This is a genomic window from Desulfoluna butyratoxydans (genome assembly GCF_900699765.1).
In the GTDB taxonomy this organism is placed as follows: domain Bacteria; phylum Desulfobacterota; class Desulfobacteria; order Desulfobacterales; family Desulfolunaceae; genus Desulfoluna; species Desulfoluna butyratoxydans.
In genome coordinates this window covers 13,648-39,940 of the sequence record NZ_CAADHO010000012.1, presented here as the reverse complement: position 1 = coordinate 39,940, position 26,293 = coordinate 13,648, and the positions used below count along the sequence as shown (strand labels likewise).

27 protein-coding genes are annotated in these 26,293 nt (G+C 51.3%); 3 read left to right on the top strand and 24 right to left on the bottom strand.

Translation table 11 applies throughout. The features are described from left to right. Nucleotides 1-68: 68 nt before the first annotated feature. The 15 genes from MSL71_RS23075 to MSL71_RS23005 all read right to left on the bottom strand — a co-directional run bounded on the left by MSL71_RS23075 (nucleotide 69) and on the right by MSL71_RS23005 (nucleotide 10,248). Entirely contained in the window at nucleotides 69-374 is a 306-nt protein-coding gene (locus MSL71_RS23075; RefSeq protein WP_180145681.1) for a phage tail assembly protein, read from the bottom strand. 50 nt (nucleotides 375-424) lie between these two features. Continuing rightward, entirely contained in the window at nucleotides 425-943 is a 519-nt protein-coding gene (locus MSL71_RS23070) for a phage major tail tube protein (RefSeq protein WP_180145678.1), read from the bottom strand. Between the two features lie 56 nt (nucleotides 944-999). Further along, complete coding sequence (locus MSL71_RS23065) at nucleotides 1,000-2,436, bottom strand: phage tail sheath family protein (protein ID WP_180145675.1); 1,437 nt, start codon at nucleotides 2,434-2,436, stop codon at nucleotides 1,000-1,002. A 2-nt stretch (nucleotides 2,437-2,438) separates the two neighbouring features. Continuing rightward, a complete protein-coding gene (locus MSL71_RS23060) occupies nucleotides 2,439-2,714 on the bottom strand; it encodes a hypothetical protein (protein ID WP_180145670.1) in 276 nt (91 codons plus the stop codon). Further along, nucleotides 2,714-3,202 carry a hypothetical protein gene (locus MSL71_RS23055; protein WP_180145667.1) on the bottom strand — a complete coding sequence of 163 codons (489 nt, stop codon included), beginning with the start codon at nucleotides 3,200-3,202 and terminating at the stop codon, nucleotides 2,714-2,716. Before MSL71_RS23055 ends, MSL71_RS23060 begins: the two co-directional genes overlap by 1 nt. Further along, nucleotides 3,202-3,792, bottom strand: coding sequence for a phage tail protein (locus MSL71_RS23050; protein WP_180145663.1), 591 nt, complete (start codon nucleotides 3,790-3,792; stop codon nucleotides 3,202-3,204). Before MSL71_RS23050 ends, MSL71_RS23055 begins: the two co-directional genes overlap by 1 nt. Beyond that, a complete protein-coding gene (locus MSL71_RS23045; protein ID WP_180145659.1) occupies nucleotides 3,789-4,088 on the bottom strand; it encodes a hypothetical protein in 300 nt (99 codons plus the stop codon). Before MSL71_RS23045 ends, MSL71_RS23050 begins: the two co-directional genes overlap by 4 nt. Next, complete coding sequence (locus MSL71_RS23040) at nucleotides 4,085-4,615, bottom strand: hypothetical protein (RefSeq protein WP_180145656.1); 531 nt, start codon at nucleotides 4,613-4,615, stop codon at nucleotides 4,085-4,087. Before MSL71_RS23040 ends, MSL71_RS23045 begins: the two co-directional genes overlap by 4 nt. Further along, nucleotides 4,612-5,034, bottom strand: a complete 423-nt coding sequence (locus MSL71_RS23035) for a DUF5675 family protein (RefSeq protein ID WP_180145653.1) — start codon at nucleotides 5,032-5,034, stop codon at nucleotides 4,612-4,614. The genes MSL71_RS23040 and MSL71_RS23035 overlap by 4 nt, the downstream gene beginning before the upstream one ends. After that, a complete protein-coding gene (locus tag MSL71_RS23030; RefSeq protein WP_180145650.1) occupies nucleotides 5,031-5,690 on the bottom strand; it encodes a hypothetical protein in 660 nt (219 codons plus the stop codon). The genes MSL71_RS23035 and MSL71_RS23030 overlap by 4 nt, the downstream gene beginning before the upstream one ends. Before the next feature lie 50 nt (nucleotides 5,691-5,740). Continuing rightward, nucleotides 5,741-5,938, bottom strand: a complete 198-nt coding sequence (locus MSL71_RS23025) for a DUF7210 family protein (protein ID WP_180145647.1) — start codon at nucleotides 5,936-5,938, stop codon at nucleotides 5,741-5,743. Nucleotides 5,939-6,000: 62 nt separating this feature from the next. Further along, complete coding sequence (locus MSL71_RS23020) at nucleotides 6,001-7,005, bottom strand: major capsid protein (RefSeq protein WP_180145644.1); 1,005 nt, start codon at nucleotides 7,003-7,005, stop codon at nucleotides 6,001-6,003. A 40-nt stretch (nucleotides 7,006-7,045) separates the two neighbouring features. Beyond that, complete coding sequence (locus tag MSL71_RS23015; protein ID WP_218951120.1) at nucleotides 7,046-7,408, bottom strand: head decoration protein; 363 nt, start codon at nucleotides 7,406-7,408, stop codon at nucleotides 7,046-7,048. A gap of 37 nt (nucleotides 7,409-7,445) precedes the next feature. Next, the gene (locus MSL71_RS23010; RefSeq protein ID WP_180145642.1) at nucleotides 7,446-8,678 is read right to left on the bottom strand and encodes a S49 family peptidase; all 1,233 of its coding nucleotides are present in this window, start codon (nucleotides 8,676-8,678) and stop codon (nucleotides 7,446-7,448) included. Further along, entirely contained in the window at nucleotides 8,671-10,248 is a 1,578-nt protein-coding gene (locus MSL71_RS23005) for a phage portal protein (RefSeq protein WP_180145639.1), read from the bottom strand. The genes MSL71_RS23010 and MSL71_RS23005 overlap by 8 nt, the downstream gene beginning before the upstream one ends. A gap of 609 nt (nucleotides 10,249-10,857) precedes the next feature. Between MSL71_RS23005 and MSL71_RS23000 the strand changes: the two genes are divergently transcribed. The 3 genes from MSL71_RS23000 to MSL71_RS22990 all read left to right on the top strand — a co-directional run bounded on the left by MSL71_RS23000 (nucleotide 10,858) and on the right by MSL71_RS22990 (nucleotide 13,347). After that, on the top strand, nucleotides 10,858-11,160 hold the full coding sequence (locus tag MSL71_RS23000; protein WP_180145636.1) for a BTB/POZ domain-containing protein: 303 nt from the start codon (nucleotides 10,858-10,860) through the stop codon (nucleotides 11,158-11,160). 270 nt (nucleotides 11,161-11,430) lie between these two features. Then, nucleotides 11,431-12,309 carry a hypothetical protein gene (locus MSL71_RS22995; protein WP_180145633.1) on the top strand — a complete coding sequence of 293 codons (879 nt, stop codon included), beginning with the start codon at nucleotides 11,431-11,433 and terminating at the stop codon, nucleotides 12,307-12,309. 84 nt (nucleotides 12,310-12,393) lie between these two features. Continuing rightward, the gene (locus tag MSL71_RS22990; protein WP_180145631.1) at nucleotides 12,394-13,347 is read left to right on the top strand and encodes a protein NO VEIN domain-containing protein; all 954 of its coding nucleotides are present in this window, start codon (nucleotides 12,394-12,396) and stop codon (nucleotides 13,345-13,347) included. A gap of 63 nt (nucleotides 13,348-13,410) precedes the next feature. Here MSL71_RS22990 and MSL71_RS22985 read toward each other — a convergent pair whose 3' ends face one another. From MSL71_RS22985 to MSL71_RS22945, 9 genes are all read right to left on the bottom strand, one after another. Then, nucleotides 13,411-15,060, bottom strand: a complete 1,650-nt coding sequence (locus MSL71_RS22985; RefSeq protein ID WP_180145628.1) for a response regulator receiver domain — start codon at nucleotides 15,058-15,060, stop codon at nucleotides 13,411-13,413. Between the two features lie 11 nt (nucleotides 15,061-15,071). Then, nucleotides 15,072-18,044, bottom strand: a complete 2,973-nt coding sequence (locus MSL71_RS22980; RefSeq protein ID WP_180145625.1) for an ATP-binding protein — start codon at nucleotides 18,042-18,044, stop codon at nucleotides 15,072-15,074. Further along, nucleotides 18,031-19,116, bottom strand: a complete 1,086-nt coding sequence (locus MSL71_RS22975; protein WP_180145622.1) for a DNA cytosine methyltransferase — start codon at nucleotides 19,114-19,116, stop codon at nucleotides 18,031-18,033. Before MSL71_RS22975 ends, MSL71_RS22980 begins: the two co-directional genes overlap by 14 nt. Nucleotides 19,117-19,329: 213 nt before the next feature. Further along, nucleotides 19,330-19,524, bottom strand: a complete 195-nt coding sequence (locus MSL71_RS22970; RefSeq protein WP_180145619.1) for a helix-turn-helix domain-containing protein — start codon at nucleotides 19,522-19,524, stop codon at nucleotides 19,330-19,332. 6 nt (nucleotides 19,525-19,530) lie between these two features. Then, nucleotides 19,531-21,474 (bottom strand): terminase gpA endonuclease subunit, encoded by a 1,944-nt coding sequence (locus MSL71_RS22965; protein WP_180145616.1) that lies wholly within the window; start codon nucleotides 21,472-21,474, stop codon nucleotides 19,531-19,533. Beyond that, nucleotides 21,471-22,040, bottom strand: a complete 570-nt coding sequence (locus MSL71_RS22960; protein ID WP_180145613.1) for a helix-turn-helix domain-containing protein — start codon at nucleotides 22,038-22,040, stop codon at nucleotides 21,471-21,473. The genes MSL71_RS22965 and MSL71_RS22960 overlap by 4 nt, the downstream gene beginning before the upstream one ends. A 6-nt stretch (nucleotides 22,041-22,046) precedes the next feature. Then, nucleotides 22,047-22,469 (bottom strand): IS1 family transposase, encoded by a 423-nt coding sequence (locus MSL71_RS22955; protein WP_180145610.1) that lies wholly within the window; start codon nucleotides 22,467-22,469, stop codon nucleotides 22,047-22,049. Nucleotides 22,470-22,906: 437 nt separating this feature from the next. Next, the gene (locus MSL71_RS22950) at nucleotides 22,907-25,300 is read right to left on the bottom strand and encodes a phage/plasmid primase, P4 family (RefSeq protein WP_180145607.1); all 2,394 of its coding nucleotides are present in this window, start codon (nucleotides 25,298-25,300) and stop codon (nucleotides 22,907-22,909) included. Between the two features lie 160 nt (nucleotides 25,301-25,460). Next, nucleotides 25,461-25,934, bottom strand: a complete 474-nt coding sequence (locus tag MSL71_RS22945; RefSeq protein ID WP_092209066.1) for a hypothetical protein — start codon at nucleotides 25,932-25,934, stop codon at nucleotides 25,461-25,463. Nucleotides 25,935-26,293: the final 359 nt, after the last annotated feature.

Below are 26,293 nucleotides of genomic sequence, written 5' to 3'. Positions count from 1 at the left end.
CTCCGGGAAGGGCATCTGGTAAAAGAATGCCACTCCCGTCCGGGTTGCCTTGCCCATGTCCAGGCACGCTAAGCGGATCTGCCGGGCACTTGGTCTTCCATACCGTGCAAAAAAAGCTGCACCTCCATGGCAATATTCGTGCTGTCCCTGGCCGACATGGACCGGATGGTCTCAACGGAAAAATCCGCCGCACGGGCCGCAAGGCAATGGCAGTAGGCATGGCTCAGGGTGAGGCTCGTCATCTGGCCCCCCATGGCAAGGTACTCCCTCTCCGCCTGCGCCATGTCCTCCCCCGTGAGTCCCTCCAGGTCCAGGTTGATTGTGTTGATCTCTTTGCCTTCAAAGGTGATGGCTTTTTTCAGTTTGATTTCCATCTTGTTTTCCCTTTTTCAAAAATGTCTACGCGTAGACATCGGTTTTATCGCTACAGCCCCAGGGCCTTGTTCACGTCGGACAGGCAGTCCACGCCGTTCACCGTGTAAAGGTTGTTGAGCTTGTCGATGAGGATGCTTTCCATCCCGTCGATCATGAGGTTAAAGCGGGTGAGTTCCAGCTCCACGCTGGAGTCGTTGCCCTCCCCCACGGCAAACTTGCCGAAGCTGGTCTTCTTGGTGGATCCCTGGCCGGAGATCCGCACGGGCATCACCTTCCGCACGCCGCTTGCCGTGTCTTGGACCTGCATGGCCCCGCGCAGGTCCACCACGTGGGGAACGGGCATGTTGAAGAGGTTCACGTCCTGGCTGATGGTCCGAAAGTTGATGGTCATGGCCATGGCCCCGATGTGCCCGAGGATGGGAACCGAGATCTCACCCAGGATACCGGCCCCTTTGAGGGAGGCGTTCAGGGGCTCGATGTCCGGCACGGTGACGTCCACCACGCCCATCATGTCCTTGGCGCCGTCGTAGTAGAGGCGAAAGTTGGTCAATACTTCAGGGGTATTCATGCGCGCACTCCTGTGTGGGTTTAGGGATGTCTACGCGTAGACATCCCTAAAACCTGTTATGCAAAAAGGGTTGAAAAGTAGGCCGAGTCGTACTCCTGGATGAAGTCGATCTCCCGGGCAGGAGACGGGGGCGTCATGTAGACGTGGAACCGGGAGATCCCGTCCATCATGTCCGTCACCGCGTTTTCATCGGCCTGGAACTCCACCCGCGCGCCCAGGAGGAACTGCCTGGACACCAGGCCGTCCAGCCACATCTGGGCAGAATCCCGGATGGTCTCGATGAGCCGCCGCTTTGCCGGGGCGTCCACCCTGGACCAGTGGCTCAGGATCAGGGTGTTGCCCACCCAGGTGAACATCCGGCTCACTGAAATCCAGGAATCCTTGGGATCGGTGTTGGCCGGGTAGCAGGCCGTCCGGTTGCCCCAGCACTTCCACCCGCCGATAAAATTCAGGGCCGTCACAATGCCGTTGCCGTTCAAATAATTCGCCTGCTCCGGCTGAAGCCACACCTCGTTTCCGTTTGCCACCATGGCGTCCATCTGAAAGTTGTGGTTGGAAGGCGATGCGTAGGGGATGTCCTCGTTGTCCGCGTCCACCCTGGCCATGAGCCCTGCAAGCTGGGTGGACATGTGAAAGGTCTTCTTCCCCAGCTTCACCCTAGGCCAGCAGACCACCTGGGCCGGGTCAGTGAGGTTGTTCTGGTTCTTGTATTCCGGGGCATCGCTGTACCGGGTCACGGTGGCGTCATCGATGTCGATAATCGCCTTGCAGGAGAACAGCCCGTTGATGGTTTTGGCCTTGGCCGTCATCACCGCCGACACCGTGGAGGCCGACGACCAGCCCGGTGCCACGATGAGCCCGGGCACCAGGCGGTACTTGGGGAACACCTCGTTCACCAGCTCCAGGCCGGTGAGGGCCCCGGTCTCAGAGTCCACCCCGCCCACAATATCCGCCGCCGTCACCTTGGACGGATCCGCATAGGTGTAAGCACGGTTGATGGTATCCCCCGCCGTGATGGATCCAGTGGCCATGCGCCGGATCACCCCGGCAATCCGGTCCACCTCATAGTCGGTGTCTTCCACGTAGGTGGTGGACTTGTCCGAAGAGGTCACCACCACCGGTCCCAGGAGGTCCCCGTGGTCCAGCTTGATCTCGTCATCGGCAAAGGTGGCCGCGCCTTCTGCCACATCAGCCTTGTGAACCGCCGGGTCAAAGACGTTGATGAAGACAATGGGGGCCAGGGCGAACAGGGCAAAGTGGGAGTAGATGAACTCGCAAAGCGTGTACTTCTCCCAGGCGTCGGAATAGCCCAGCAGCTCCACGGCTTCTGCGTAGGTATAGGCCATGGTCACCTTGTTCACCGGCCCTGCTCCGCCCTTGGCCAGGTGAACGGGGGCCGTGCCCACCACCACCGGCAAAGAGGCAGAAACCCTCCGGGGCGGCGTGATGGACGTGGGCATCTGCGATGCGTAAACACCGTGTCTGTATGTCATGATTACTTGGCTCCTTTCGCTTCGGCGTATTTCCGGGCCAGAAGGGATTCAGGGTTGTTGAGGTCGGCCATGGCCGGGGCAAGGGCCTCCACTGGAACTAGGAAGCGCTTCAGCTCCGCCCGCTCCTTAAAGAAGGCCGCCACCTCTTTGGGCAGGCCATTTCGAAAGACCTGATACCGGATGATGTGCACCGGCTGCCGAACCTCCGGCCCCACATAGGCCACCTGTTCCGTTTTTTTGCCCTTTGCCGCCGTTGATGTTGTTTTCTTTGCTGCCATTAGAGACATGCCTCCACGTCTTCCGTTAATGTTTGCCGGATCCCCGAGGTCTCCCAGTGGGTGGTGATCTCACCCTCCGCATGGGGCTGGGGTTGAAAGTACTTTGCGTCCGGGTCTCCGCACTCCCAGGTCACCGGAAGTTTCAAGGTGTAACGTCCGTCTTCGGTGCACCGCTTGGAGAGCACGATCTTCCGGCACCGGGTAAGAAGGTTCAGGATGTCGTTCACCCCGGCCTCCACCCCTTCCGCCGAGTAGATCCCGCAGAGGATCTTCACCGCCACCTCCGAGCTTTCGTCCTGGTCGGTTCCGGAGACGGCTTGAATGATCACGTAAGGGAAATCGATCTGCCCCTGTTTTTTGGGGGGAAGCTCACCAAGAAAGATCTGGGCCGGAGCGTAGGACGCCCCGGCACCGGGAACCCGGAACCGAATCTCCTTCAGGCCATCTGCCAGAATGGCCTCCACTCCTTTGAGCAGTCCAAAGAGCATCACTTGCCCCCTTTGCTCATCAGGTAGTCCATTTCATGGTCCAGGTTCTTGGTGAACCGCTGGGCCGCCTTCACCTGAAGAGCGCTTTTTACCTTTGGGTTGTTGAGCATTTGGGGAATGGAGGTGGATTTCAGCTCCCTGAACTTTTCAAGCTCTTCAATTTTCCTGCGGCCAAATTTACCCGTGCGCTTAAAGACCCCCACATGGCCGGACGGCATCCTCGCGACAAAGCCACCACGCACCTTTTTTCGAGCGGCTTTGACCTTAACGGTGATCCCGGCTTTGACATACACATTGGGTTTGGATGACTTTGGAGCGAATGCGTAAAGAGGAATGCCTTCACCTGTAAACACAGCCGATGCATCAAGGTTGCTATGCGTCGCCTTAAAGAGCTTGCAGGTTTTTTTGACCGCAGTGGCTTTCACGTTGTAGACGGTCCGTGCTTCTTTCGCCGCGTCGGTTTTGACGCCATTGGCAGCCCGGTTCAGACTTTTACAAACGGCCGATTTTGCCTTGTTGCCATAGGACTGAAGGAACAGTTCAAGTTTTTCAGTATCCGCATCTTCCACGCTGATTTTCAAAACACTCATGACTCATTCCTGTAAAAGGTCACTTCCAACAGCCCGAACTCATCCTCCACGGACTTCACCCGAAGGGCCTCCCCGTCCAGCTCCACGATTTCCTCCGGCACCGGAACGGCCACGTCACCGGAAGTCAGGGTGACGGACCGGGTGCGGATATTCACCCCGTGGTGATCCGTGCTCGCAACCTCCCCGTCCGCCACATCCGCGTACACGGGCTTGCCGTTCCAGAGCACGGTTGTCCCGAACTCTCCGGGGTTCACAAAGGCCGCGTTGTCCCGTGCCACCAGCTCCTGGAAATTCATGGTTTCACCTGTGAGCCTTTGGCCCGGGTGCCGAACCACCAGGAGATGGCCGCCGATGCCAGAAAGAGGGTCATCTTCACCACCTCCTGGTAGATGGACAGGGCCGTCCCCGCGTCCAGGGCCGCAGCCCCGATGCCGTCCAGCACGCCCTGGACCTCTGTGCGGGTGGCGTGCACCTGCCAGATCAGGTAGATGGTGAGGCCAGACCGGGTAAGCCCCCGGATAAAGTCCACCAGCACCAGGAGGAAGGATCCCACGGCCCCGGGCTTCACGCCTTTGGAGTAGCTGGCCGCGTCGTGGCCGAAGCTCTCCTTCATCAACACGTCCGCCGACAAGGTGAGGGCCGTGTCCGCCTCCCGCGTGGCCGACCGGTCCCGGAACTCATACTCCTTATCCATGGCCTCCAGATCGAGCTTCCGGAGCGTCACCTCCTGCTTGTCCACCTGCCGCTGCTTGAACAGGCCGAAAAGGTTGGTCACCACAGAGCCGATAAGGCCAAAGGCCGAGCCCGTTAAAAGTTCAATCATCTGTAAAGCTCCTTGATCGTCAGTGTGAAAGGCTCTCGCTTAAGGGCCCGGTTGAAGGCAGACACCGCCATTCGGGAGCAGAGCACCGCCCTCTGGTTTCCCAAGATCCCGGTGTACATCCCCAGGGCCACGCACCCCAAAAGGTGTGTCCGAAACCCCTTGGTCACGTCCCCGCCGTAGTTGGCCGAATGCATCTTGATATGGGTCCGGCCCGGCACGTCCATCACCTGGTAGCACCACCCAAACTTCGGCGAATACACCCACCGCACCTCATAGATCCCGGCAGGGATGCAGGAGAGATTCGGCGTGTTGTCCCGCCAGGGCAGTTCCAGGGAGCGGTAGACGTTGCCGTCCGGTGCCATGATCACCCCGAAGGTCCCCTGGTCGCAGGTTTCCGTGCGAAGCAGAGAGAGCCTCACGCATCCCCCTTCCCGGCCAACACCAGGCCGCAGATCTTCAGGGAAGTGGCCCGGAGCCGGTCCAGCTCCGCCGGAGACAGGTCCCGGGTCTGCCTGCAATAGTGGATTCCCACAAAGCCCACCGGATCCCCGTCAAAGGAGAAGATCCCCACCAGATAAAAGGAGCGGACGCCCTGCTCCGCCAGGAACTGGTAAAGCCCGAAATCCCGCTCCCGAACGGTCTCAAGGTCCGGGCAGTGAATCTCCTTCATCTTCATCATCTCGGTGTTCCAGCTCGCAAAAAAGGAGTTGGGCAGGCTCTGCAAGGTCGTCATGAGGGGCGAGGCCCCCACCTGGACGCGCTCATGGGTGTTGCTGCATCGGTCAAAGTGAACCCCCACCGCGTTCTGGTTGCCGTTGTGATACTGAAAAACCGTGGCGCGCTCGCAATCCAGATCGATGAGAAGGCCGTCCAGGGCGTCGTTGATCTGCTTGCCCGTCTCCATCTTGCCGAACAGCTCTTTCCGGAAGCTGCTCTTCAGCCGCTCCTGGATCCGAAGCTGCCAGCCGTTCCCGGCAAACAGCCCCAGGGCCAGGGTGGCAAGCCCCACCCAGGTTCCGTGGTTGGTCATGATCTTCGAGCAGACCTCAAGGGCCTTCCAGGTTGTTGCGTCCATCTCGTTCAAGCCCTTTCGGGGGAATGTCTACGCGTAGACATGTTGCCGCCTTATTCGTCCGCATCGAGGAGCTCACGCTCCTTTACCGCCACCTCAGCCATCACAGGCCCCGCCGCTTTCAGGTCGATCAGCTCATCTGCAATGTCTTCAGGTACGGTCAGCACCTCACCGGGGGGATGGTATTCGCCCTCATGTTTCACGGTTTTCAGCAGGGATATTTCTTTGAGTTTGATTTTTTTACTCGCCACAGAGTGCTCCTTTGATGGCCTCCGGCAACACTGCCGAAGGCCTGTAAATGGGATAAAAGGGTTTACAGAACGTCCGCCTCAACCACCGCTTCCGGCTCCCAGAGAACCGGCAAGGGCCGGGACTCCAGCAGGTTCCAGAGCACGGAGGGGTCTTTCTCTTTCCAGTTCTTGGCAAAGAACTCGCCCACCACGTTGGCGTCCAAATCCAGAATGTTGCCGAACTCGATGCTGATCCGGGCATCGGTGGCCACCATGTAGACCTTGTCCGCCTCAATGAGCTTCTGGGGTGCCCCGGAGGCATCGTCAAAGGAGGAGCCGTACCGGTAGATGTCGATGCCGCCCAGGTTGCCCATGTAGTTGGAGGACATATCCCAGACCAGCTCGCCCACCTGAACGTGCTTGGTCCTGTCCATCCACTCGTCCTTGGGCACCTTCTTCCGGAGCCACTTGGCCGCCTCGGTCCCGCAGATCATGATTGCGGCCCCGCGCCCGAGCTTGTCCACAATCATGTCGTTCCAGGACTGAATGTCGTTCAAGGGGTCGGCATCGGCGCCCATCCATTTGGATTCGCCGGTAAGCACCACCTTGTGATCCGCAGGGATCTGATAATCCACCTCAAAGGCCACGTTGTCCTGCTCCACGATGATCTTGCCGGTAAGGGCCTGGGCGCACATCCACTCCAGGGTGGTGAGGACCTTGTCCTTCAGCTCCTTCATGGACTTCATGATTTTGGACTGCTCCGCTTCCTCCACCGACTTCGGCCCGGAGGCATAGAAGGGCTGCCCTGCACCGCGCTCGCCGCGCAGCTTCTTGGCGGTGAGGGGATCCTTCAAACGGATACGCGGGGTCTTCACCGAACGCTGGGACCGGGTAGACCCGGACACGATCTTGCCGCCCTCCACGTCCGTCACAAAGGGGGCCAGCTTCCGGCCACCCACAGTGATGTCCACGTCAATGGTGTCCGCTTCGTTGGTGTTCCTCTCTTTAAAGATCAGGTCCTGAAGCATCCGGGGCGGGGTCTTCAGCTGCTCCACTGCCCGTGTCAGTACTCTCCATGCAATTTCCATATGTTCCTCTATCCCTTATGATCAATGCCCCCAAGGGGGCCTATTTTACGTAAATGCCCACTGCCTGAAGCTGGGCCACCGCCGCCGCCTTCTGCACCGCCGTGATGCCCTCGGGCCAAACTAGGCCCTCTGCCACGGCCTCCGCATGGGCCACGATGACGCACGGCTCATCGCTTGCCGTGGCGTCCACGTCTCCGGCCAGGATGGCCATGGCTGCCTGGGTGCCGTCGGATGCCGCCGGGGCCAGCCCGGTCAATTTCTTGTCCGCCGTCACCTGCCCCAGCACCTCACCGGCCACATACGCCCTGCCCTGCTTTAAAGTACCGGACATCGTGATAACGGGATGGTCACCCAAAAAGGCACGATCCTTGATCACATCCCCGTGCTTAATCATCTGCTGCATCGATTATCTCTCCTCACGTTTAAAAGGGGTTTTCCGGCTACACCAGGGCAGCCAGGGCCGCAGCCTGCTTGTCCACATCCACGGTGGTCAGCTTGTCGGCCCCGGCCTCGGGCCTCACCCCATCGGAATGCGCCGACTGAAGCCCGTTCAGGATCGCCTGGCGGCTCGCCTTGTCTTTGCCGTCCGCGTCGGTCTCCTCCTGTTCGGTGGTTGCCCCGGGCGTGCCCAGCATCTGGCCAAAGGCCTCAATCTGGGCCACGGTGGCCCCACTGCTCACCAGGGCAGTGAGCTTTGTGCCCTGCTCTTCGCCCACGACGGCAGAGACGATGCCCATAATCCGCTCGGATTCCGCTTTCACCTGGTCCGTCACGTCTTTCTGGGCAGCTTCCCTGCCTTCGCTGACTGCTTTGGTGTACAAATCGGGATGTTTTGCCTGAAACTCTCCGTACTCCATGACGAAGACCTCCTCTTTCTCTTTGATTCTGGTTAAAAAGGTGTCAAAGCTCTCCTCCACGCGATCAATGAGGCCGATCTCCAGGGCCTCCTGCGCCAGGAACACTTTTCCATCGGCCATGGCGAGGGCTTTGTCTGTGGACACGCCACGGTTCCGGGCGACGTCATCAATAAAAATGGTGTAGATCTGGTTCAAAGGATGAAGCAGGTAAGCGGTGGACTCCTCGTCCAGGGGCTCTGAAGGGTTGCCCATGGCCTTGTATTTCCCGGCGGTAAGGTAGGTAATTTTGTACCCGTATTTCTCCTGGGCCTTGGATCGGTCCACGTGCATGGCCCGAACCCCGATGCTGCCTACCTGGGCCGTGGACGGAGCGGCGATCTCTTTTGCCACCGAGGCGAGCCAATAGGCCGCGCTGCACATCTGGCCGTCTGCGTAGGCATAAATGGGTTTTTCCAGGGCCGCCCGGTGGAGAAAGTCGGAAAGCTCTTTCACGCCGTCCACGTCCCCGCCGGGAGATCCCACCTTAAAGCAGATCGCCTTCACCCCGGAGTCCCCAAGGGCCGCCTCCACCTGCTCGCGGATCTGCGCATAGGTGCTCTCCCGCTCCAGCCAGAAGTAGTACCTGGTCCGCTCCTTCTGAAGGGCTCCGGCAACCCGGATCACAGCCACGGAATCGATGACCTCAAGGTCCGCGCCCTCCCCGTCCGCATCGGCAAACATGGAGGCATCGATCTTGCCGGACTCCACCAGGGCCACAATGGCCTCATAGGCATCCATGGTGATGGCCCAGGGCCGTCCATGCAGTCTCTCAGGCATTGGCTGCCTCCTCTTCCTTTTCTGTCTCTTCGATCAAGGCATCCGCCCCGTCGGCCTTTGCTTTCTTCACAGCTGGTGTAGGCTCCTCACGCAAGAGCCCGGCTCCTTTCTCCTTCCGAATCTCTCGTGCGCGTTGATCAAGCACAACGTCCACATCCTGGCCGCTTTCCGCCAGAATGCCAGCAAGGGTATTGGTATTATTTTGAAGCTCCAGGTCATGAGCTCTTGCTGTTTTAAGGGGGTCGATCTCGCCTCGTTTCGGGGGAATCCAGGTGGCCCGTGTATATGCATGACGTGCGTCGTACCAATCAGGGGATCCGGCAGGCAGGGTAATCATCCCCCGGAGCCACGCCTCTTCCAGAACCATCTCCCAGACCTTCTGGCAAAATCGATCCACCAGCCACTTCTGGTAAAATTCAAAAACACGCCACGCTTCCATAAGGGCCGCCCGTGCGCTGGAGTAGTTTGTCTTGGAAAAATCCTTGGCCACCACCTCATAGGGCATCCCCACAGAAACACCGATCCCCCGAAGGATCCGCTCCACAAACTCAGGGAATGTGTTGCCGGGTCGGTTGGACTCCAGAACCTTGGGTTCTTCTCCGGGGTTGCCGTAGATCATGGTCCCCGCAACCACATCCTGGTGGCGTGTCAGCTCACCGGCGGCCACTTCGTTTCCGTTCATGTCCCGGCCCGAGGTCGCGTCTTCTGCATTTGGGGTTTTGATAAAGACGGGAAAGCTGGCCGCCACGATGGCGCCCACCAGTTCAAAATCAAGGTAGTCGTTCAGGTCCCGGAAGAACTTCATCCCCGGGGCCAAAAGGGAGACCCCCCTCACTTGCTCATCCTCCTTTTTTACAAAGGAGTGGAACACGCCGGGCCGATGTCCCACCCTGGCAGGAACCTGGGCGAAGCTGGCCGAGGGAAGGCTGTAGGAGGTGTAGCCGTTATCCGGGTTGGCAATCCAATAAGACGAGGGCCTCCCGTTCTCGCCGAAAGCCACCCCATCACGGATGCTGGTGTCCTGGGTCAAATCCGAAGGGGTATACATCCGAAGCGGGTTGACGCACTGCAAGGCCAGGGAAAACGTCCGGCCCGGCTCATCTATCATCACCGGGATCCGCAGAAACTCCCCGTTCACCACCAAAGACTGAACCGAAAGAAACTGAATCTCCCAAAAAGCAAGCTGTCCACCGGCATCCGCTTCCGCCTCCCAAATGGAAAACGCCCACTCCGCCTGGGTCTGAAATTCTTCCGCCTGCTCTTCCGTCCACCCCAGCAGCTTCCAGTTGGGCCGGGACTGGGGCCGAAGCCCCGTCCCCACCACGCTCACCCCCATGCTGTCCGTGATGTTCGCTGCATGGGGATCGTTGGCCACCAGGTCCTGAGCCCGAGACGCAATGGTGCTGCGCTCATACGGCTCAGAATCCCGGTTCATCCGGGACGTCATCCAGTTGGCCAACGTCCCGGAATGCCCCCCAGCCTTCCGATGCACGCCGTAGGAGGTATTGGCCGCAACGGAAGACGAGGAAGAAAGGGGCCGATTGTCCGGCCCATATAATAAGGGACTCATCGAACGATCCTCCCCGTAACAAACTTCGGCCCGGCACCGGAAAGCAGCTTGCTCCGCTCCTGGTCCAGAAACACCAAGGTCTTCCGGATTTCGTCGATGTCAGCCCGAACAAACTCCCGCCTGTCCAACTTGTAAGACTGGTTCACAGCCAAAGCCCGGAGAGCCTGTTTAAAAGCTGCGATCTGTTCGTCGAGTTCTTGTAGAGTGAAAATAGCCATGGGGGGAATATGGCATGGGGTGGGGGTGGGTGTCTGTTACGAGAGAGACGTGTGAGACGAGGGAGACGTGAGAGACACTTTATTTTGAAGGGCTACAGAAAAAGTGAGGCAGGATTAGGGAAAAAACTAAAAAGGACTGAACAAAATGAGTAGCTAAGGAACACTACAATTAATTTTGATCTGTTAATAGTAAAAAATCGACCATAGCTTTACAGATACCTCTATGAGGGATATACCCATCAATGATTTTTCGTTTCTTAAAGCACTTCGGACAAGCACAGAAGAGGCATTCACATACTACAAGTGTACTTTACTTATGTGTGTAGCCTCATCTCTTATGGCAATATGTCCAAGATAAATTCTATACCTGTAACTATGAAGGAGATTAATAATGATAAGCACAAAAGAATGTTGGATCTGTGGTAATACTCCAAAATTCAATGAGTTTAAGTCTGATGATAAGTTACAATATTATTGGGTGTCGTGCCCTAAATGTGGTGTTTACGGAATTTCGGCTGAAGCAGTAGAGGTTCTATCTATGCCAGTATATAAAGATCTCGCAAAGGAGGTCTATAAACTCGTAAAAGAGATAGACAGACAAGAATTTAAAATTATTACCGATAAAAACGAAACCATTGAAAACATATCATTAAAGGATTATAGAATTATTAATCTTGAGGAACTAAACAGTTAACTCATACTTTAAAAAAAAGATAGGCATTCAATATCAAGCCTTTAGTAGGCCTACCACGTAGTAGCTGCCTTAGGACAAAATGCTTAGAAATTGATAGGCCTGCTGTGGCAGGCCTATTTTTTTTGGCCACATAAAGAATTTATCTTTGCTCTATGAAGTTATCCAGGCCAGACGAAAACAAACTAACGACAATTTATAATATATGATTCAACACAATTAATCTTAAGGCAAGATATCCGTTCCAACCAACTTATTATACCCCAAAAAGATATGGCTCAAAAAATAGAATTATTAATTCGTGCAGCAGAGTCTGTTGTTACAGGCAACAATCCTTTTAAGGATTACATATTCCCTCTTATATCAGGTGGATTTTCATCTATAATGGGTGCTGGTGTCGCATATTGTACTGTGTGGTATCAAGAAAGGATTCAGATTTATAAAAAAAACATTGACGCCTGTAACAGAATACTACTATCAGCAGATGAAGCCATTTCAGAATTAATTTCACTAAAACATAATTACCATGGAAAGCTCAGTAATAATCCCTTCCAAAGAGCAACTGCCATCCCGTATATAGTTTTTTCGTCAAAACCTATCAGCGTTAATTTACCAGACATATCATTTATAGTGCCTCAAATGGGCAATTCAAACAACTCTATATATAAATGGTCACAAATCCCACGAATACGTAATATGTTCAATAATTATAATTTTCTCATTGATGCCTGGAATAAAAGAAATGAAATTTACCATCCAATTTTAGAAAAAATTAGGAGAAACACGCAGACAGAAAAATCACCGGAATCAAACGACAGATCTCGCTTGATAACCAATGATGATGTTTATGAGGTCATTGATATATCAGAATTTGCTCGGTTAATAGACTTAACAGAGACAGTTATAAAACTTACTGACATTATTATCGCAGAACTAAACGATTTTTTGATCAATTTCCCTGATATGATCGACAAAATGATAATAACGAAAAGGAAAAAACACCATGCTTCGATATTTAGATTCATTAACGAAAATAATAAGCGCGAAGAAATTATAAAACATTCGTTAGAGGTTGATTTCACAATATTATCAAATCTATTGGAAGAACCTGTCGATAGCATTAAAAACCGATATAACGCTGGATATGAGTGATATCTTAGAGTAAAAAATTTCAAGAAAACATTATGAGATACACAGTGAGATTTCCGATTATAATTTGACTATTAGGACAATACCGTGAAAGATTTTGCAAACGTTTGGTTACTTTTTGAAAAATCGGATAAAACTCGAATTTCAAAAGGTATAGATGGATATCAAGACAAAACAGGTACAGTTTATAATTACGATAGTCTTGTGCCTAACCATAAAAATTTAAAAAGCGATGATTTAGTTATCCTTCGAAAAGAAGACAAAATCATTGGGGTTGGAGGGATAGGCTCCATAACTGAACAAGATACTATGAAGGAGCACAGGCGATGCCCCATGTGCCGCTCAACAGACATTCGAGAGCGAAAAACAAAAAAACCGAAATGGAAATGTGGAAAGTGTGCCTATGAGTTTCCAACTCCAGAAAAGACAATGCAAAAAGTTCGTTCGTTCACTGCAGAAATTTTGGATTTTTCACAACTAAGCGCCCCCCCCAGTGTGCTTGATGTCAAATCGTGCGCTTCACATGGTAGTGGAGCTTCTTCTCAATTATCGATCATCAAACTGGACAGCCATAAGATAAAGTCATTATTAGAGGGTTTTGAGCTTTCGCCATCACCAAGAAATACAAAAAAGTCATCTTTAGGGCAAGGTTTTGGATTGTCTTCAGTCGAGCGAAAAGCTGTTGAACTACAGGCCATGAAAATTGCACGCAAAGTTTATGAAGACAAAGGTTGGAAGGTCGTGGACAAATCATTATCACAACCATTTGATTTACTTGCAACAAGAAACAACAAACGAAGGTTTATCGAGGTCAAAGGCACTACAGGTGAGGGGAAATCGGTCATTCTAACCCATGGAGAAGTTAACCATGCAAAGAGCTTCGACAGAGAGTCCGTTTTGGTTGTAGTTGCCAATATTCATCTTGAAAAAACAGGTGATAATTGGACAGCTTCAGGTGGAGAGATCAGCACTCATCTCGATCCATGGCTAATTAGTCTGTCAGACCTTCAAGCGACCCAGTTTAAATATATTATTCGGTAGCTCACTACTCAAGCAAACTGCCAAATATTCACAAGGCATCGAGCCCCCATAATTAGTCAATAATTATAAATTCTTTGCTTCACACCTTCTTAACCACTCAGAATTATTTGTAGCAACTCGAGATATTTCAGTAGCAAAAGCATTTGATAATCGTTGAGCATATTCGGGTTTCAATTCACAAATAAATTTAAATTCTTTATAACTCACATCTTCAAAAATAAATTCTTTATCCCTTATAGCTGCCTGAATGTAACCAGTCTCAGCATTAGCTTTAAATTCTATCGTTTTGCACATTGAAAACTTTAAAGAAATTTTTTTTCTAACAAATGAATCTGGACCATCGGGAACCACACAATGAATTTTCCCTTTATCACCTAATGGTAAAAACGGGAAAGAAACATCACCAGACAGCCTAACGCTATCACATTTTGGCTGCAAACAAATCCAATATTTATCTTGATTTGACATATCCTGTATGATTGTCCCCAAAGCCAAGCAAGGTAATGTATCTGAATATTTTGATCGCAAAGTAGTTAAAGCTGCGTACTCAAAATCTAAGTTTTTGCAATTTTTAGGATGAGAATACATTTGTGTTAAACAATTAAAAATTTTTTCACTACTAAATTCTTTGTTAGAAAGATAATCAGGCTGTGGCCTTTCGTTTGGAGAGATTCCATTTTGCAATAAATCAACGATTTGATCTGTGTTTAAAGAAGGTTTTCCTTTAGCCATATGATCTAGTGGATAAGCCTTACCTTGGGGTTGGTCCTCAACAAAAAGACGTAATGCCTCCATATCTGATGCACTTCCGACATTATATTCCTCAAGCAGAGATTGTATCTCATCAGAGATTAATGTTGCTGAATGCTCTTCAGCCTCTTCTGGCCTCGTAAGACATGTTCTGTGGGTGAGGAAAGGATAGTCCAGTCCAGAAAAGGTTTTCAAAATCTTATGAGAGTTTTTTCTAATTACTGAAAAACTTCTCATCACGGTGTTTGATAACAACCCCTTTGTCATCTTTGTATATTCACCAACCAAAAATTCGGCCAACTCGTCAAAAGATATCGGTTTTACACCATCTGCCGTTTTAGTCGCCTCCTTGGGAAAAACCAATAAACGGCAAGAACCAATTTGGCAACAACACCCTGATCCTGGTATTGGGGTAGTTTGATAGCTTTTATCAAGCTCGTCTTTTATTGAATCATAGATACCACTGATATCTGTTGAGCCGGTATAAATAGCAATGAGCCGAAGTTGCTGGGGAGAGCTATTGGTAAAACAAGCCATAGCATCCTTAACCAAAGAAAGAGCTGTGCTGTTCGATTTTTGGCTTAATTCCCAATCCAATATAATAAGATCCGCATTATTGCATAAAGGTATTACTGTTCTGTCAAGGCACTTAAGTTCTTCTTCATCAGGCTTTATTACCGTACACAAGATGCCTTTTTGTGCAAAACTATTTATGACTTTCTTTGCATCTAAATCATGTGATTTTCCGACACTATCCTCTTGATTATTCTCAGTCGGAACTGGACTCGTTTTATCAACCTTGGATTTAGACCCTGCTTTACGACTTGTTGGAGTAACAACTAACTTAGGTTTAACCGGATTAGGATCCTCAAAATAAGCCTGATCATCAACAATAAGAACTGTTGATAGAAAATCTTCAGCGATTTCTTTCGAGTATTTGAAAAATGCAGATTCAGAATGCATAATTTTTCCCTTTATGCTTTGTCGCTCAGCGGATGAATTTTAAAACATGTACCCGTTTCAGAGTAATCAGTATCAATTACTAAATCGTAGCCAACTTTCTTAAGAATATCTTTTGAGATAAACAAACCAAGCCCTCTTCCGCCCGGCTTTCGAGAAAAGCCTTTCTCAAAAGCAGCTTTCCTGTCCCTTGCCGGAATCCCCGGCCCAGTGTCCTGAATAGTAAAAGCTCCATTTTTTACATCAAGGGTAATTTGTCTCTTAGAACTTCGGTCCTTCGTCCAAAAAATAGCGTTATCTATTAAATTTATAAATACAGGGTAAAAAGTCGAAGGGTAACTCTCAATAGAGAAAGAATTAAAATCATCTGTAACGACAAGATCCACATCATGTCTAGTCAATCTTTCATCGAGAACGTTTTTTACAAAATTGACTATTCCACGCCCAGTTATTTTGACTTTTTTTCTATAAAGCCGTTTATTTAAAGGCGTAAACAGCGAAAGATACCCATCAAGGTGTTCAAAGCTGTTTCGAATGTTGGTGTATAAGGGCTTTAGCTCAGCATTTACATCAGCCCAACTCTTTAGTAGTGACACGTTTTTTCTTACAGATTTTATACTGCTGTTAAATTCGTGATTGATGATATCAACAGCCATACCTAATTGAGTAAGTTCCAAGTCAGCTTCGGCATTTTCCTTTAAAGCAAGAAGCTCATTTTCCTGCGCAGCCAGCATATCCGTTTGTGAAATAAGATATCCTCGTTCATCTCTTGAAAGCTGAATGACATCTAACTGTTGTTTAACACTTTCGAGACTTTCCTCATGTTTTTCAGCTGCTTTTGTAAGTCTTGATTCAATAGCATCTTTAAGTTCTTCAATAGAAGATCCATCCATCTTTTCCAGATTAGTCCGATTAAAATTAATCTCAGTTTCAGTTATTAAATCTTTGATTTCAGAAAGACTATTCCGAACAAGATCATGGACATTTTTGTGGGTGAGGTCTAACGAACTTTTTGTTTCCTTAGCTTTAGTTTGAACTTTTTTGATCGATTTTTCACTTGTTTCTTTTATTAGAACTTCAAGTCTCTTCCTTTGATCAATATATATTCTGGCTTGCTTGGCTGATTCTCCGATCATATCAGATATCGTTTTTTCAGTCGGTTTGAAATATTCGTCTTCCAACCGCTGAAATTCGACAAGATATGCCTTCCAGTCTCGATCCAGCTGCTTGGTTAAACCCACGCCCCTTGGCCTTGCCAAAATATAATCTGACCGCAGTTTATCAAGATCACCGCTAACTTTATTTTCAGCTCTGATGAGTAAATCAGCAGCTTGATCTGGTGCTTCTAAGCTTTTAGCTCGTTCAAGAACACCATGAATGTTATTTAATATGTTTTTAATTGAATCTTCATACTCAAGCGAGTCTACTTTCCCAAAAAAAACATTTAAATCATTAGAAAAATTATTTCTTTTAACTGTTGATTGTTCATTTTGTTTTTTTAGAGCTTCAGCCGCTTTGTTATACTCTTCTCTTACATGAATAAAGTCTTCTGCTTTCGAACCGCCTTCCCTAAAAAAATCACCTGTAATTTGAAATAAGAAATTTTTCAGAATATCACAAAATTGACGGTAGGCTTTATTTTGTTGAAAACCTTCTCGGCCTGCTTTTTCAACTAGGTTTTTATTTTTATGTGATATATTAATCGCTCCAGCCATATTCCTGTGGGAAAAATAATAATAACTGGCACTCTTGGTTCTGTTTCTTTCAATATCTAAAAAATCATGGTCATGGTTTCCATATGGAAGAACCCTAATCCCATCCCTATAAACATATACACCACCTATTCTGTTCAATTTTAGATCTAATTTTCCGTAGTCCTCTGAAGAAAGAGAGCTCTCTCGTTCTCGACCCTGAATATGAGCTAATTTAAATGAAAATGGGCCACACAGTGTTTCTCTACCCCCTGTCTTTCCCCAAGATACGATATGCTTGACAGGTTCCTGACCGTAAACCGTTACTGTTCCTTCGAATTGCCCAAACTTGTCAAACTTCCCGTCAATATGATGATCAGCCATGTCAAATTCATCATGTGTAATAAATTCACGAGGACCTATAAGCTCATTGAAATCACCTGGGGCATCGGTTTTCCAATCTCGAAATTCCGTTTTTAAAAGCGGAAGTTCTTTAGTTGTCATGGTATCTGAAAAACCTAATAAAAATTTTGTAAATATGCGTTCCTTCTTTTTTTGCTCATCCTCAGTATCTATATCTAAAGCAATGGTTTCATTTGAAGGAAGAATATAAAAATGTGTTCCATGACCACCTCCTTTTAAACTCGGTCCAGATGCGAAATTATCCAAATCGTCAGGGTCAACAATAAAAGCATCAAGACTGTTAGAAATTCTTTTTTGATCTTTTTTTCTTATTTTTGTTCCTAAAGACTTTAAGTTATTACGAACAACTTCCACCAAGGAATTCACATCATCTACATCGGGAAGAGTACCTCCAGCAAAAGTTTTGATCGGAATTTCAATGTCATCGATATCTATACCCGGCACTTCGAATAGATCCCAATTAATGAAAGCCGCAACTAGATCATGGAGCATCCCTTTCCGTTTGGCACGCGTCAAAATAAGAACTTGATTTCCTATTACGCCAATTGCAAGGCGTCCAATCCCTTTTTCCCCCATTGTGTTTCTTTCGAGTTTATCAGGGGGAGAATAAGGTGGTTCCATTCCTAATTGATCTTTTACCTTGCTTTCTGTACCGATAGTGAGCCAGCGACTCTCGAAATCGGTCTTTGTCATCCCTACACCGTCATCTCGTAAAACAAAAAGACCATCGGATCGAAAATAATCGACTAATGCATTATCTGCATAGGCATCATGAGCATTTTTAAAAAGCTCACTTATTGCAGTTGGGATACCGGCAATTTGCTGTCTACCAAGAAGATCAACAGTTCGTGCTCTGGTTTTAAACTTTGCCATTTATTCCCTCTATATGCTGAATAAACTGTCTTCCCATTGCTAAGGCAAGATCAACAGGTACTGCATTTCCAATTTGTTTTGCCATGGAATTCAAGGTACCGTTAAATTCAAAATCATCAGAAAAACCCTGCAGGCGGGCCGCTTCCCTTACACTTATAGCTCTATTTTGTTCCGGATGACCAAATCGACCGTTGGAGTAACTGATGCACCTTGTGGTTAACCCCGGTGCTGGCTTGTCCCACCATAGACGACCGTAACAATCTGTATGGCCTGAATGAACGTCGCCTTTATCGTTTGTTCTTGTATAACATGCAGGCCAAAGACTTTTATGCCACTCATAACGTCCGCCGCCATCGGGAGAAGAAGCTTTTATCCTTTTCAAATTAAGTTCAGATAAAGCTGCAGCACGGTGGTTTTTTAGGCTGATCCCTTTATATGTCTCACCTGCCGCAATAGCTGGAAGATCATCAATCGCATCCCTGACAGTTTTAAAAGGATTATCGGAATCTATGCCATGGGTGGCTGCGGGAATATTGATTTGTCCATGCCTGCTCGCAAGCAATACAAAACGCCGACGTAACTGTGGGGCTCCATAATCTTGGGCAGCCACAACCCCTGAGTCCATTTTATAGCCATACTTTTTTAAAACTTTTGTGAGCTTACCCAAGGGATCAAGGCCGTCCCTTCCTTTATGGAGTCCGGGGACATTTTCGATAAACACAAAATCAGGCTGGTATTTTTTTATCAGGGGAATGAAAAGTTCAAGTAGGCCAAGCCGTTCATCTTTGAACTTTTTTTCCGTTCTCTGTTTTGAATAGGGCTGACACGGGGCACAAGCACAGAATAAAGTGAGATGATTTGAAAACCGCGTAAGTTGCTCTTCGAGTTTGTCTTTTTTGAGATCTCGAATGTCCCCTTCATGAAAATAAGTATCGGGAAAGTTGTGTCTGTACGTATTGGCGGCATCCTTGTCAACATCAAGCGCAAAAGCAATATCCAACCCGGCACTACGGAACCCGGCACTGGTCCCCCCACAACCGCAAAAAAAATCAAATACAGCGATTTTACTCATGATTGTGCCTCCAGAAACTCCCAGTATTCAGAGAAAGACACTCAACTGCATATGATGCCACTACAAAATAACAAAAAAAACGCATACAAGCCCTTAACAACTTTTTATTCTTACACTTTCCCACCAACAGAACAAGTCATTCACTGAATGTCCTATACCATACACCGACTCAATATTCGAGATTATTCATCAGTGTCTACGCGTAGACATCCATCAAACCGTCACCCCAGCCTCCTCCTTCCGCCTCTCCACGAACTCCTCCACACTCCGCTCAATAACCCTTAATCCCCGCCGGTTACCGGTGTAGTACCCCCTGATTTCACCTGCTTCCAGAAGCCTGTAAGCGTGCGCCCGTGAACAAGAGATCATCTCTGCCGCTTCCATTACATTCACCGTTCGTTCAATCATCGCTCGTTACCTCTTGTTGTACCAGCTGGGCCGGTTTCGATTTCCTGTGATTCTTTGTCGGACGTCCTGGGCCTCTTGCTTGGGGGCCGGTTTTGGTTTGGGGGCGTCTTTCTTCCTCTCTTGGGCCTTGGCCAGGTACCGGATACTGGGCGTCCAGGACGAGTCGGCGCAGGCAGCGGCGTAGACCTCGCAGTCCAGGAGGTGGTTGTCCCGGCCTCCGATCTGCTTCCAGGTGATCTTTTTGGTCTTCTTGTCCCGGCGCTTCTCTTCGGCCAGGAACTGCTTGGCGTATCTCAGGTCGGTCTCCGAGTGGAGGTAAAACCTCTGCTTCTCTGCGAGCCTCCCTGTCTCTGGATCCGCCTCTTTTCGAGCGATCCGATAGTGCAGAAGGTCTTTGAGCTGGTGGGTGTCCAGGAGCCGCAGCTCCAGGCCGCCGGGAATCGGCTTGTTGCTTCGGGGCATCTTGTCCATGAGTTTCACCTGGACCTTCTGGAACTGGGTCTTGGAAGCGCCCTTGATCCCGAAGATCACGCCCCGGCTGTTGTCCCTCAGCCACTCGTAGGCCTCTTCGGTGCGGGTCCAGTCGTCATCGGCATTCACGCCGCCGCCGGTGTCCAGGGCGGCACGGAAGATCCCTTTGGTCTCCGAGGAGTCCTGGACCGGATACCGGGTGTTGAACACAAGGTTCTCCACATCGTCCCAGGTGGAAAGCGTCCCGTACTGAATGAGCCAGCTTGTGAGGTCCTTATCCCATGCCCTGACCACAAAATAAAAATGGAGCAACTGCATGTCGATGCCGCAGGTGAGGGCCACGGCGTCCTTAGGCACGACACCCGGCGGAAGATCGGTTTTGTGCTTCAAGAGGTTGCCTTCGTCGGTGGTTGCCATCACCGGTTTGTAGGGGACGGCCTTGTGCTGGGTATCGAAGGCCATCATCTTTGCCGGATCCTGGAGGCCCTTCAGAAACGCCGCCGCCACATCGGAGAGGCTGACAAAAGGAGAGTACCAGGAAGGGAGGTGAAACCCGACGGCCACGGGTCTCTTGATCTCCTTCTCGGGCACCCATTTCCCGAGTTTCACGGCCCGGTTCCGGTCGATGTCGTCCCAATCCATTCCGCACTTGGTGCAGGTGTACCGGGCAGATTTTTTCCTGACCACGGTTCTGTGATCTGCCTGGGAGCCTTTGGGCCAGTGGATGGAAGGGAACTCCATTTTCTGAAACGTGTTGCAGATGGGGCAAGGCACCTCGTAGTGGTGCATAACCTCCACCTCCTCTTCCAGCAGTCGGGAAAAGGCGTCTCCATCTTCCGCCGGGGTGGAGAAGTAAAGGATCTTCTTGGTGAACGGATAGGCGTTGGTTCTCATCTCTCCCAGACTGAACGGGTCTGCTTCCTTCCCGGAGAACTCGGGGTACTTTCCCGGCTCGTCAAAGAAGATGTATCTGACGGACTCGGATGCCATGACCGCAGGCGAGGAAGCCCAGGCCATCATGATGTCCATGCCGTGGGTAAAGTTGATGGCAAGGGTGGACACGTCATCGGCCTTTTTACCCAGAAGCTCCGCAACTCTGGGGGATGATTTCAGGGAGGGGATGATCTGCCGCCTGCTGATCCGCTTCACTGCCTTTTCATCGGGCATCACATACATGCCCGGGCCCGGATCCTGGTCCACCGCATAGCACATGCAGTTGATGGCCGCCTGACTTTTGCCCGTCTGGGGTGCGAAGCACATGATAATTTTCTGGACCCAGGGCAGGTTCCAGGCATCCATGGGCCCCACCAGGTATTGCGTCAGGTCATTGGTCCAGAGCCCCTGGGCCGGGCCTTTGGCGACCCACCGATGACGCTCGGCCCACTGGGAGACGGTGAGCTTCTCCTTGGGTTTGAAGATACGGCGCTCAGCGTCTGTAAAAACAACATATTGTGGGTTTCCATCATCATCATGAATCATTCTGCCATCTCCTCTATGTCCATCTCTTTTGAATCCATTGTGCTCACGGCCATCACAGGCCATTTTTTCGGCTCCGCATACCGCCCTATGGCGCCTTCCAGTTTTTCCAGCCAAAAATCAATGAGGTCGGGCCCCATCTCAGGCTCTCCCTTCACAAGCCGGATCATCTCTCCCACGTTGGTCCTGAAAAACGTTGCCAGGGCATTTCGAAAGATCGCCGCCCGTGCCGCCAGCTCCCCGTTGAACAGCTCCCGGTCAATGTACTGCCCGGAGTCCACCAGGGTTTTAAGTTCCCAGTGATCTGCCTGGGCATCCGCTTTCCTGGCTTCCGCTGTGAGCTTTTGCCGCTGGATCGCCTCCATGTCTTCACTGAAGGCTTCACCATCGAGCCGTTTCAGATGCATCCCCGCATACCGGTCCACATCCTTCACCAGGAATCTCCCGTCTTTCTGCGCCGGGATCCGGCCCTCGTCCCGGTGCTTGTACACCGTGGACTGACTGACTTTGTACCCGGCCTCCTTCAGGTAGGCCGTGATGGCCTTGGGGTTTGAAAGTGTGTCTGTCATAAGTCTCTATTTCATCCCTTCGATTTTCTTGCGCCAGTTCCTCACCGTGGCCGGATCGCACCCGATGCGCCTGGCTGTCTCCGTCGTCTCCCACCCCCGGCCAAAAGAGACGAAGAGTAGAAAGAGTCCCCGGTAGTCCATGTGGCTTCCGGAGAGGAAGGTCCCGGTGAGGCTGGTGAACTTTTTCCCGCAGGCCGGGCAGGACAATCTTTTTCCGCTCCAGAATCTGAAGAGCCGTTGTTCGTCCTGGATGGAAGATCCGCACCCGGGACAACGGGCTTCGCCCTTGTGGATCCGGTTGAGGATCCAGCCCCGGCAGCACTCCAGGTCCAGAAACTCCGGGCCGAAGGCATCGGCTGCCTCGGCCGGGGTGAAGATCTCTCTGCCGTTGGCTGACTTGCATTGGTCTGTATTTTCTCGATGTTCCATTGTTCCAGCTCGTTTTAAAATTTAAGTGCGAAGAACTATCGCGATCAAAGGTCCCCGCATGGGGCAAAGCCTGAGAAGGACCCAAGCCGCTTGGGCCTCTTCGGCCCCCCTTCCCTCACCGGTCAACCCGGTCAACCCCGGTCAAACGATGCGGTCAGGGGTTAAGCCCCTGAATTCTTTTATTTGGTCAGGGTGGTCAGCCCTTTTTTTCAGAAAACAGAAAACTTTTCAGGGGGCCTCTTAACGCCTGCACACGCAATATGTGGCGTGGAGGGCTGACCGGGTTGACCACTCCACCTATCAGCCCGACTTTACATCGGATATCCGGTCAGGGGTCCGGGCGTCAGGGTTGACCAACCCCTGACCAGGGGCTGACCACTTCGAGGCCTTGAAGGCGCCCTGCCTGCACTCAAGGGGTGCGGGGATCGAGGGCCGCATCATGAGATAATCTTCAGGGAGATGTTCTTGACGCATTGCACCCTCTTTTTGCCGTCACGGGCTCGATACTGAGCCAGACAGTCAATGGCCTGGTACAGCTCCCGGAAGAAGTTGTCGTAGTTCATGGGGGCGAAATTACGCGCCCGTGACCACTCGGTATAACTGCCGAAGAGCTTGTCTTTTGACGTGTATCCCGCCGACTCGCCCACATCGCACCGGTCCTCCACGTAGCTCAGGATCGGGTTGTTGCTGAACTTGTATTCCATGAGCAGGTCGTCGGTTTCCTGGCATCGGGTAAAGCCGCCCTGCTTGCGCAGGCAATGGAGGCCTTCAAGGGACCATGCAAAGATCTGGGACAGCTCCCCCAGGAGCTTCTCTTCAAGCTCTGTGTCCGCGTCTTTGCCCAGGAATTGCCGCTTAAACTGGATGGGCAACACCCGCCTGAAGAAGCCGTCAGAGTTGTCCAGGACGCGGGGCTTCTTGTTGGCCGCAAAGACAAACTTGCAATACGGGGTAAATTCGAACGTATCCTGGTGCTTGAACGCTGCGTTAATGGGATCCCCAGAGGAAATGGCTTTAAAATAGGGGCTGTCCAGGGCCTTGGCCCCCACCTCCGTGCTGGTGTTCAAAAGCTTGCCATAGAGGCTGGAACGATGGAACTGGTCCTCAAGATCCACAAAGCCGACAGAGGAGCAGTTCTGCACCCCCACCATGTGCCGCAGGATCTTGATCACCGTGGACTTGCCGTCCGCCCCCGGCCCGAAAAGAAAAAGCGCTTTGCCGTATCGGGAATCCCGCGTCAGACAATACCCGAAGAACTCCTGGAGCTGGTCGATGACCGCCGGGTTCTGGATCGTCTCCTCCAGAAACTGAAACCACCGCTCGGGCTGGGCCTTGGTGTGGCCGTCGTAGTCGATGGGGAGGCAGCAGGTACTGTAATAGCTCATGTGGTGAGGCCGGGTTTGAAGGGTTTCTAAATTTAGCATGCTGCTCTCAAGACACACCCAGTCGTCCTGGTCGTTTACTGCCCTGCCGTGGGGAATGGTGCTGAGCACCTGCGCCTGAAGTGTTGCATCACTCACCCGGTTGGTCTTGGACTCCTCCCCAAGCAACTTGATGCAGCGCTTCTTGACATGATCCTCCTTAAAGACCACCCAGTGGGTCTTCTCCCACCTGTAAAGAAGGCCCGTCTCCGGGTCGCTCATAAGCGAAAAATCCTGGAGGATCCGCTCAGCCAGGAGCCGGGGCTTGAAGGAGAGTCGGTCCCCTACCCCATAGGAAAAAAACTCCCGCGCGCAGGAGATCTCCCCGGAGTCCTTCATCACATAGGGCTCGGCATGGTCGATGAGGTTTTGCAGGTCGTCAGAGGTCTGGCCGTGCTTGACAAAAAAGTCGGTGAGGTCCTCCCCGTGCTTCTCCGGCCACTGGCCGTCATCGCGCCGCCCCATGAAGCCGGGCCAGTTGATGAGCTTCAGTGTCCGGCTCACGGTGTAGAGATTCTGACAGGAGACGTCCCCGTAAGTCATGCCCGGCTGGTCACAGTCCCGGGCCACGATGATGTCCCGGTCCAGGAGCTGGTTCAGGTGAGCCTGCGCCCACTTCTTCGGCTTGGTGGTGTTGGCAATGGGGTTGAACCCCATGGAGAGCGCGCACACCACGTCGGTGATGCCCTCCACGTAGAGGACGGGCCCTTCCTTAAGGGGGGCCGGGGGAAACAGCCGCGTCTGGCCGAAGCCCTTGGCCCAGGAGACCATCTTGTATTCGGATGCCCCGGGCTTGTAGAGGATTATGTTCACCAGCTCCCCGTCTTCATGGATGGGGAAGGCGATCTTCCGCCACTCCGGATTCCTGATATAAACCAGCTCCCCCGTCTTGCTGTCCTGACGGTGGGTCTGCATGCGAAGGCCCAGGGCCTCGATGGCCTCCCGGGTCCACATGCGGGTCTGGGCAAGGCGCTCTACCCAGGAATCGGGCAAGGGCGGAAACTTGGCCCAGGCTTCCCGCATGGTGGTGTAATCAAGGGCGTCCGCTTCGGGCTCTACCCTAACTTTAACTTTTGGCTGGGGTTTGGATTGGTGGGGCGTCAGGGATCCGGCAGACGCGTTGCGGTCGGTCTCAATGCCGTGTTCATTCAAAAAGGCCTTAAACCCATCCTTGGCGTCCAGGCCACGGCACAGGCTGTACAGCTTCACCAGGTCGCCGCTTGCCTGACACCCAAGGCAGTGGTAAACGTCTTTTTTCACATTGTAACTAAAGGAGGGGTTCGTCTCCTCATGAATGGGGCACAGGCCCCGAAGTTCCGCCTCGGTTGATGCTTTTGCGTCCACACAGAACAGCGATTTTGCAATGTCGGCCCTTTGGGCTTCGGTCAACTTATCCAGGGCGATACCCATATCAATTAAGCCTTTCCAACAACACAACTTTTCTCTTGTTCAGAGTAAAATCGTGTGTTACATATTTCTTGCTTTATTTCAGTTTTTAGGGCCTCGACAGTGCCAGCTGTAGGGGCCTTTTCTTTTGCCTCTTGTTCAAATGAAATCCACCGCTTCTCAGTCAAGCGGCCTTCTCCTTGCTTACCCTCCCCAAAATCAACGCCTCCAACTCGTCCAGTTCCCTGCGGCACTGCTTGAAGCTTGCCAGCAGTTCAAGCTGGGCATTTTTGGTGGGCTTTCCGTTGGTCATCAACTCCTGGGCCTTCTCCCGAAGCGTCGAAATAGCCGACACCACGTCAAAGGACTCCTTGTCCCAGTTGTCCGTGGGACAGAAGACATCCTCCTTCGTCACAAGGCTCATGCCTTCCGGCTCCAGATACCTCATCAAAAACGGATCTTCAGTCACCGCCACCACCGCCTTTAAAAGGCGAAGGTTCATCTTGATGCGGCCTGCCAGGTAGTCGTAAATGGTTGCCTCAGAAAGAGACATCCGCTCTGCGATCCGCTTGACCACCTCCGACTTCAAGCACCGGTGCTTTACCGCTGCATTGGCTTCGTTGGTGATCTCATCACGCTCCGTGTCACCTAAAACCATTCCCAAAACCTCCTGAAAAATTTCTGTAGTCCTTTATGTCTTCTGGACATACAAAACGAGTCACCATGATTATTGGCGACAATCAATTGATGGATAACCCATAATGGGTAATCAATCCTCAGAGATGCTCGGCAAATCCGAGGAGTTGATTCTTGCTAACTTTTCCCAAGGGTCACCGAATTCACTCGGACACAACCATTCATGGGGCTTAATCAGAAAAGAACATGCTTCAGCCAACTTACTAGCGGCCTGTAGAGTCATGTTCTTTCTACCCATGCGTAAGTCGTTTATATGTCCGACTGAATACTTGGATCTTTTTGCGAGCTCCGTCTGATACATGAGACTATCTTTATAGCCAC

Bases quoted from the DNA above. Each gene is read 5' to 3' on its own strand.
- MSL71_RS23030 (WP_180145650.1), bottom strand. From the start codon at position 5,690: ATGGACGCAACAACCTGGAAGGCCCTTGAGGTCTGCTCGAAGATCATG.
- MSL71_RS23070 (WP_180145678.1), bottom strand. From the start codon at position 943: ATGAATACCCCTGAAGTATTGACCAACTTTCGCCTCTACTACGACGGC.
- MSL71_RS22995 (WP_180145633.1), top strand. From the start codon at position 11,431: ATGGCTCAAAAAATAGAATTATTAATTCGTGCAGCAGAGTCTGTTGTT.
- MSL71_RS22955 (WP_180145610.1), bottom strand. From the start codon at position 22,469: ATGGAACATCGAGAAAATACAGACCAATGCAAGTCAGCCAACGGCAGA.
- MSL71_RS22975 (WP_180145622.1), bottom strand. From the start codon at position 19,116: ATGAGTAAAATCGCTGTATTTGATTTTTTTTGCGGTTGTGGGGGGACC.
- MSL71_RS23015 (WP_218951120.1), bottom strand. From the start codon at position 7,408: ATGCAGCAGATGATTAAGCACGGGGATGTGATCAAGGATCGTGCCTTT.
- MSL71_RS23000 (WP_180145636.1), top strand. From the start codon at position 10,858: ATGATAAGCACAAAAGAATGTTGGATCTGTGGTAATACTCCAAAATTC.
- MSL71_RS23010 (WP_180145642.1), bottom strand. From the start codon at position 8,678: ATGCCTGAGAGACTGCATGGACGGCCCTGGGCCATCACCATGGATGCC.
- MSL71_RS23050 (WP_180145663.1), bottom strand. From the start codon at position 3,792: ATGAGTGTTTTGAAAATCAGCGTGGAAGATGCGGATACTGAAAAACTT.
- MSL71_RS23060 (WP_180145670.1), bottom strand. From the start codon at position 2,714: ATGGCAGCAAAGAAAACAACATCAACGGCGGCAAAGGGCAAAAAAACG.
- MSL71_RS23020 (WP_180145644.1), bottom strand. From the start codon at position 7,005: ATGGAAATTGCATGGAGAGTACTGACACGGGCAGTGGAGCAGCTGAAG.
- MSL71_RS22965 (WP_180145616.1), bottom strand. From the start codon at position 21,474: ATGATTCATGATGATGATGGAAACCCACAATATGTTGTTTTTACAGAC.
- MSL71_RS23040 (WP_180145656.1), bottom strand. From the start codon at position 4,615: ATGATTGAACTTTTAACGGGCTCGGCCTTTGGCCTTATCGGCTCTGTG.
- MSL71_RS23055 (WP_180145667.1), bottom strand. From the start codon at position 3,202: ATGCTCTTTGGACTGCTCAAAGGAGTGGAGGCCATTCTGGCAGATGGC.
- MSL71_RS23075 (WP_180145681.1), bottom strand. From the start codon at position 374: ATGGAAATCAAACTGAAAAAAGCCATCACCTTTGAAGGCAAAGAGATC.
- MSL71_RS22970 (WP_180145619.1), bottom strand. From the start codon at position 19,524: ATGATTGAACGAACGGTGAATGTAATGGAAGCGGCAGAGATGATCTCT.
- MSL71_RS23045 (WP_180145659.1), bottom strand. From the start codon at position 4,088: ATGAATTTCCAGGAGCTGGTGGCACGGGACAACGCGGCCTTTGTGAAC.
- MSL71_RS22980 (WP_180145625.1), bottom strand. From the start codon at position 18,044: ATGGCAAAGTTTAAAACCAGAGCACGAACTGTTGATCTTCTTGGTAGA.
- MSL71_RS22960 (WP_180145613.1), bottom strand. From the start codon at position 22,040: ATGACAGACACACTTTCAAACCCCAAGGCCATCACGGCCTACCTGAAG.
- MSL71_RS22945 (WP_092209066.1), bottom strand. From the start codon at position 25,934: ATGGTTTTAGGTGACACGGAGCGTGATGAGATCACCAACGAAGCCAAT.
- MSL71_RS22950 (WP_180145607.1), bottom strand. From the start codon at position 25,300: ATGGGTATCGCCCTGGATAAGTTGACCGAAGCCCAAAGGGCCGACATT.
- MSL71_RS23005 (WP_180145639.1), bottom strand. From the start codon at position 10,248: ATGAGTCCCTTATTATATGGGCCGGACAATCGGCCCCTTTCTTCCTCG.
- MSL71_RS23065 (WP_180145675.1), bottom strand. From the start codon at position 2,436: ATGACATACAGACACGGTGTTTACGCATCGCAGATGCCCACGTCCATC.
- MSL71_RS22985 (WP_180145628.1), bottom strand. From the start codon at position 15,060: ATGCATTCTGAATCTGCATTTTTCAAATACTCGAAAGAAATCGCTGAA.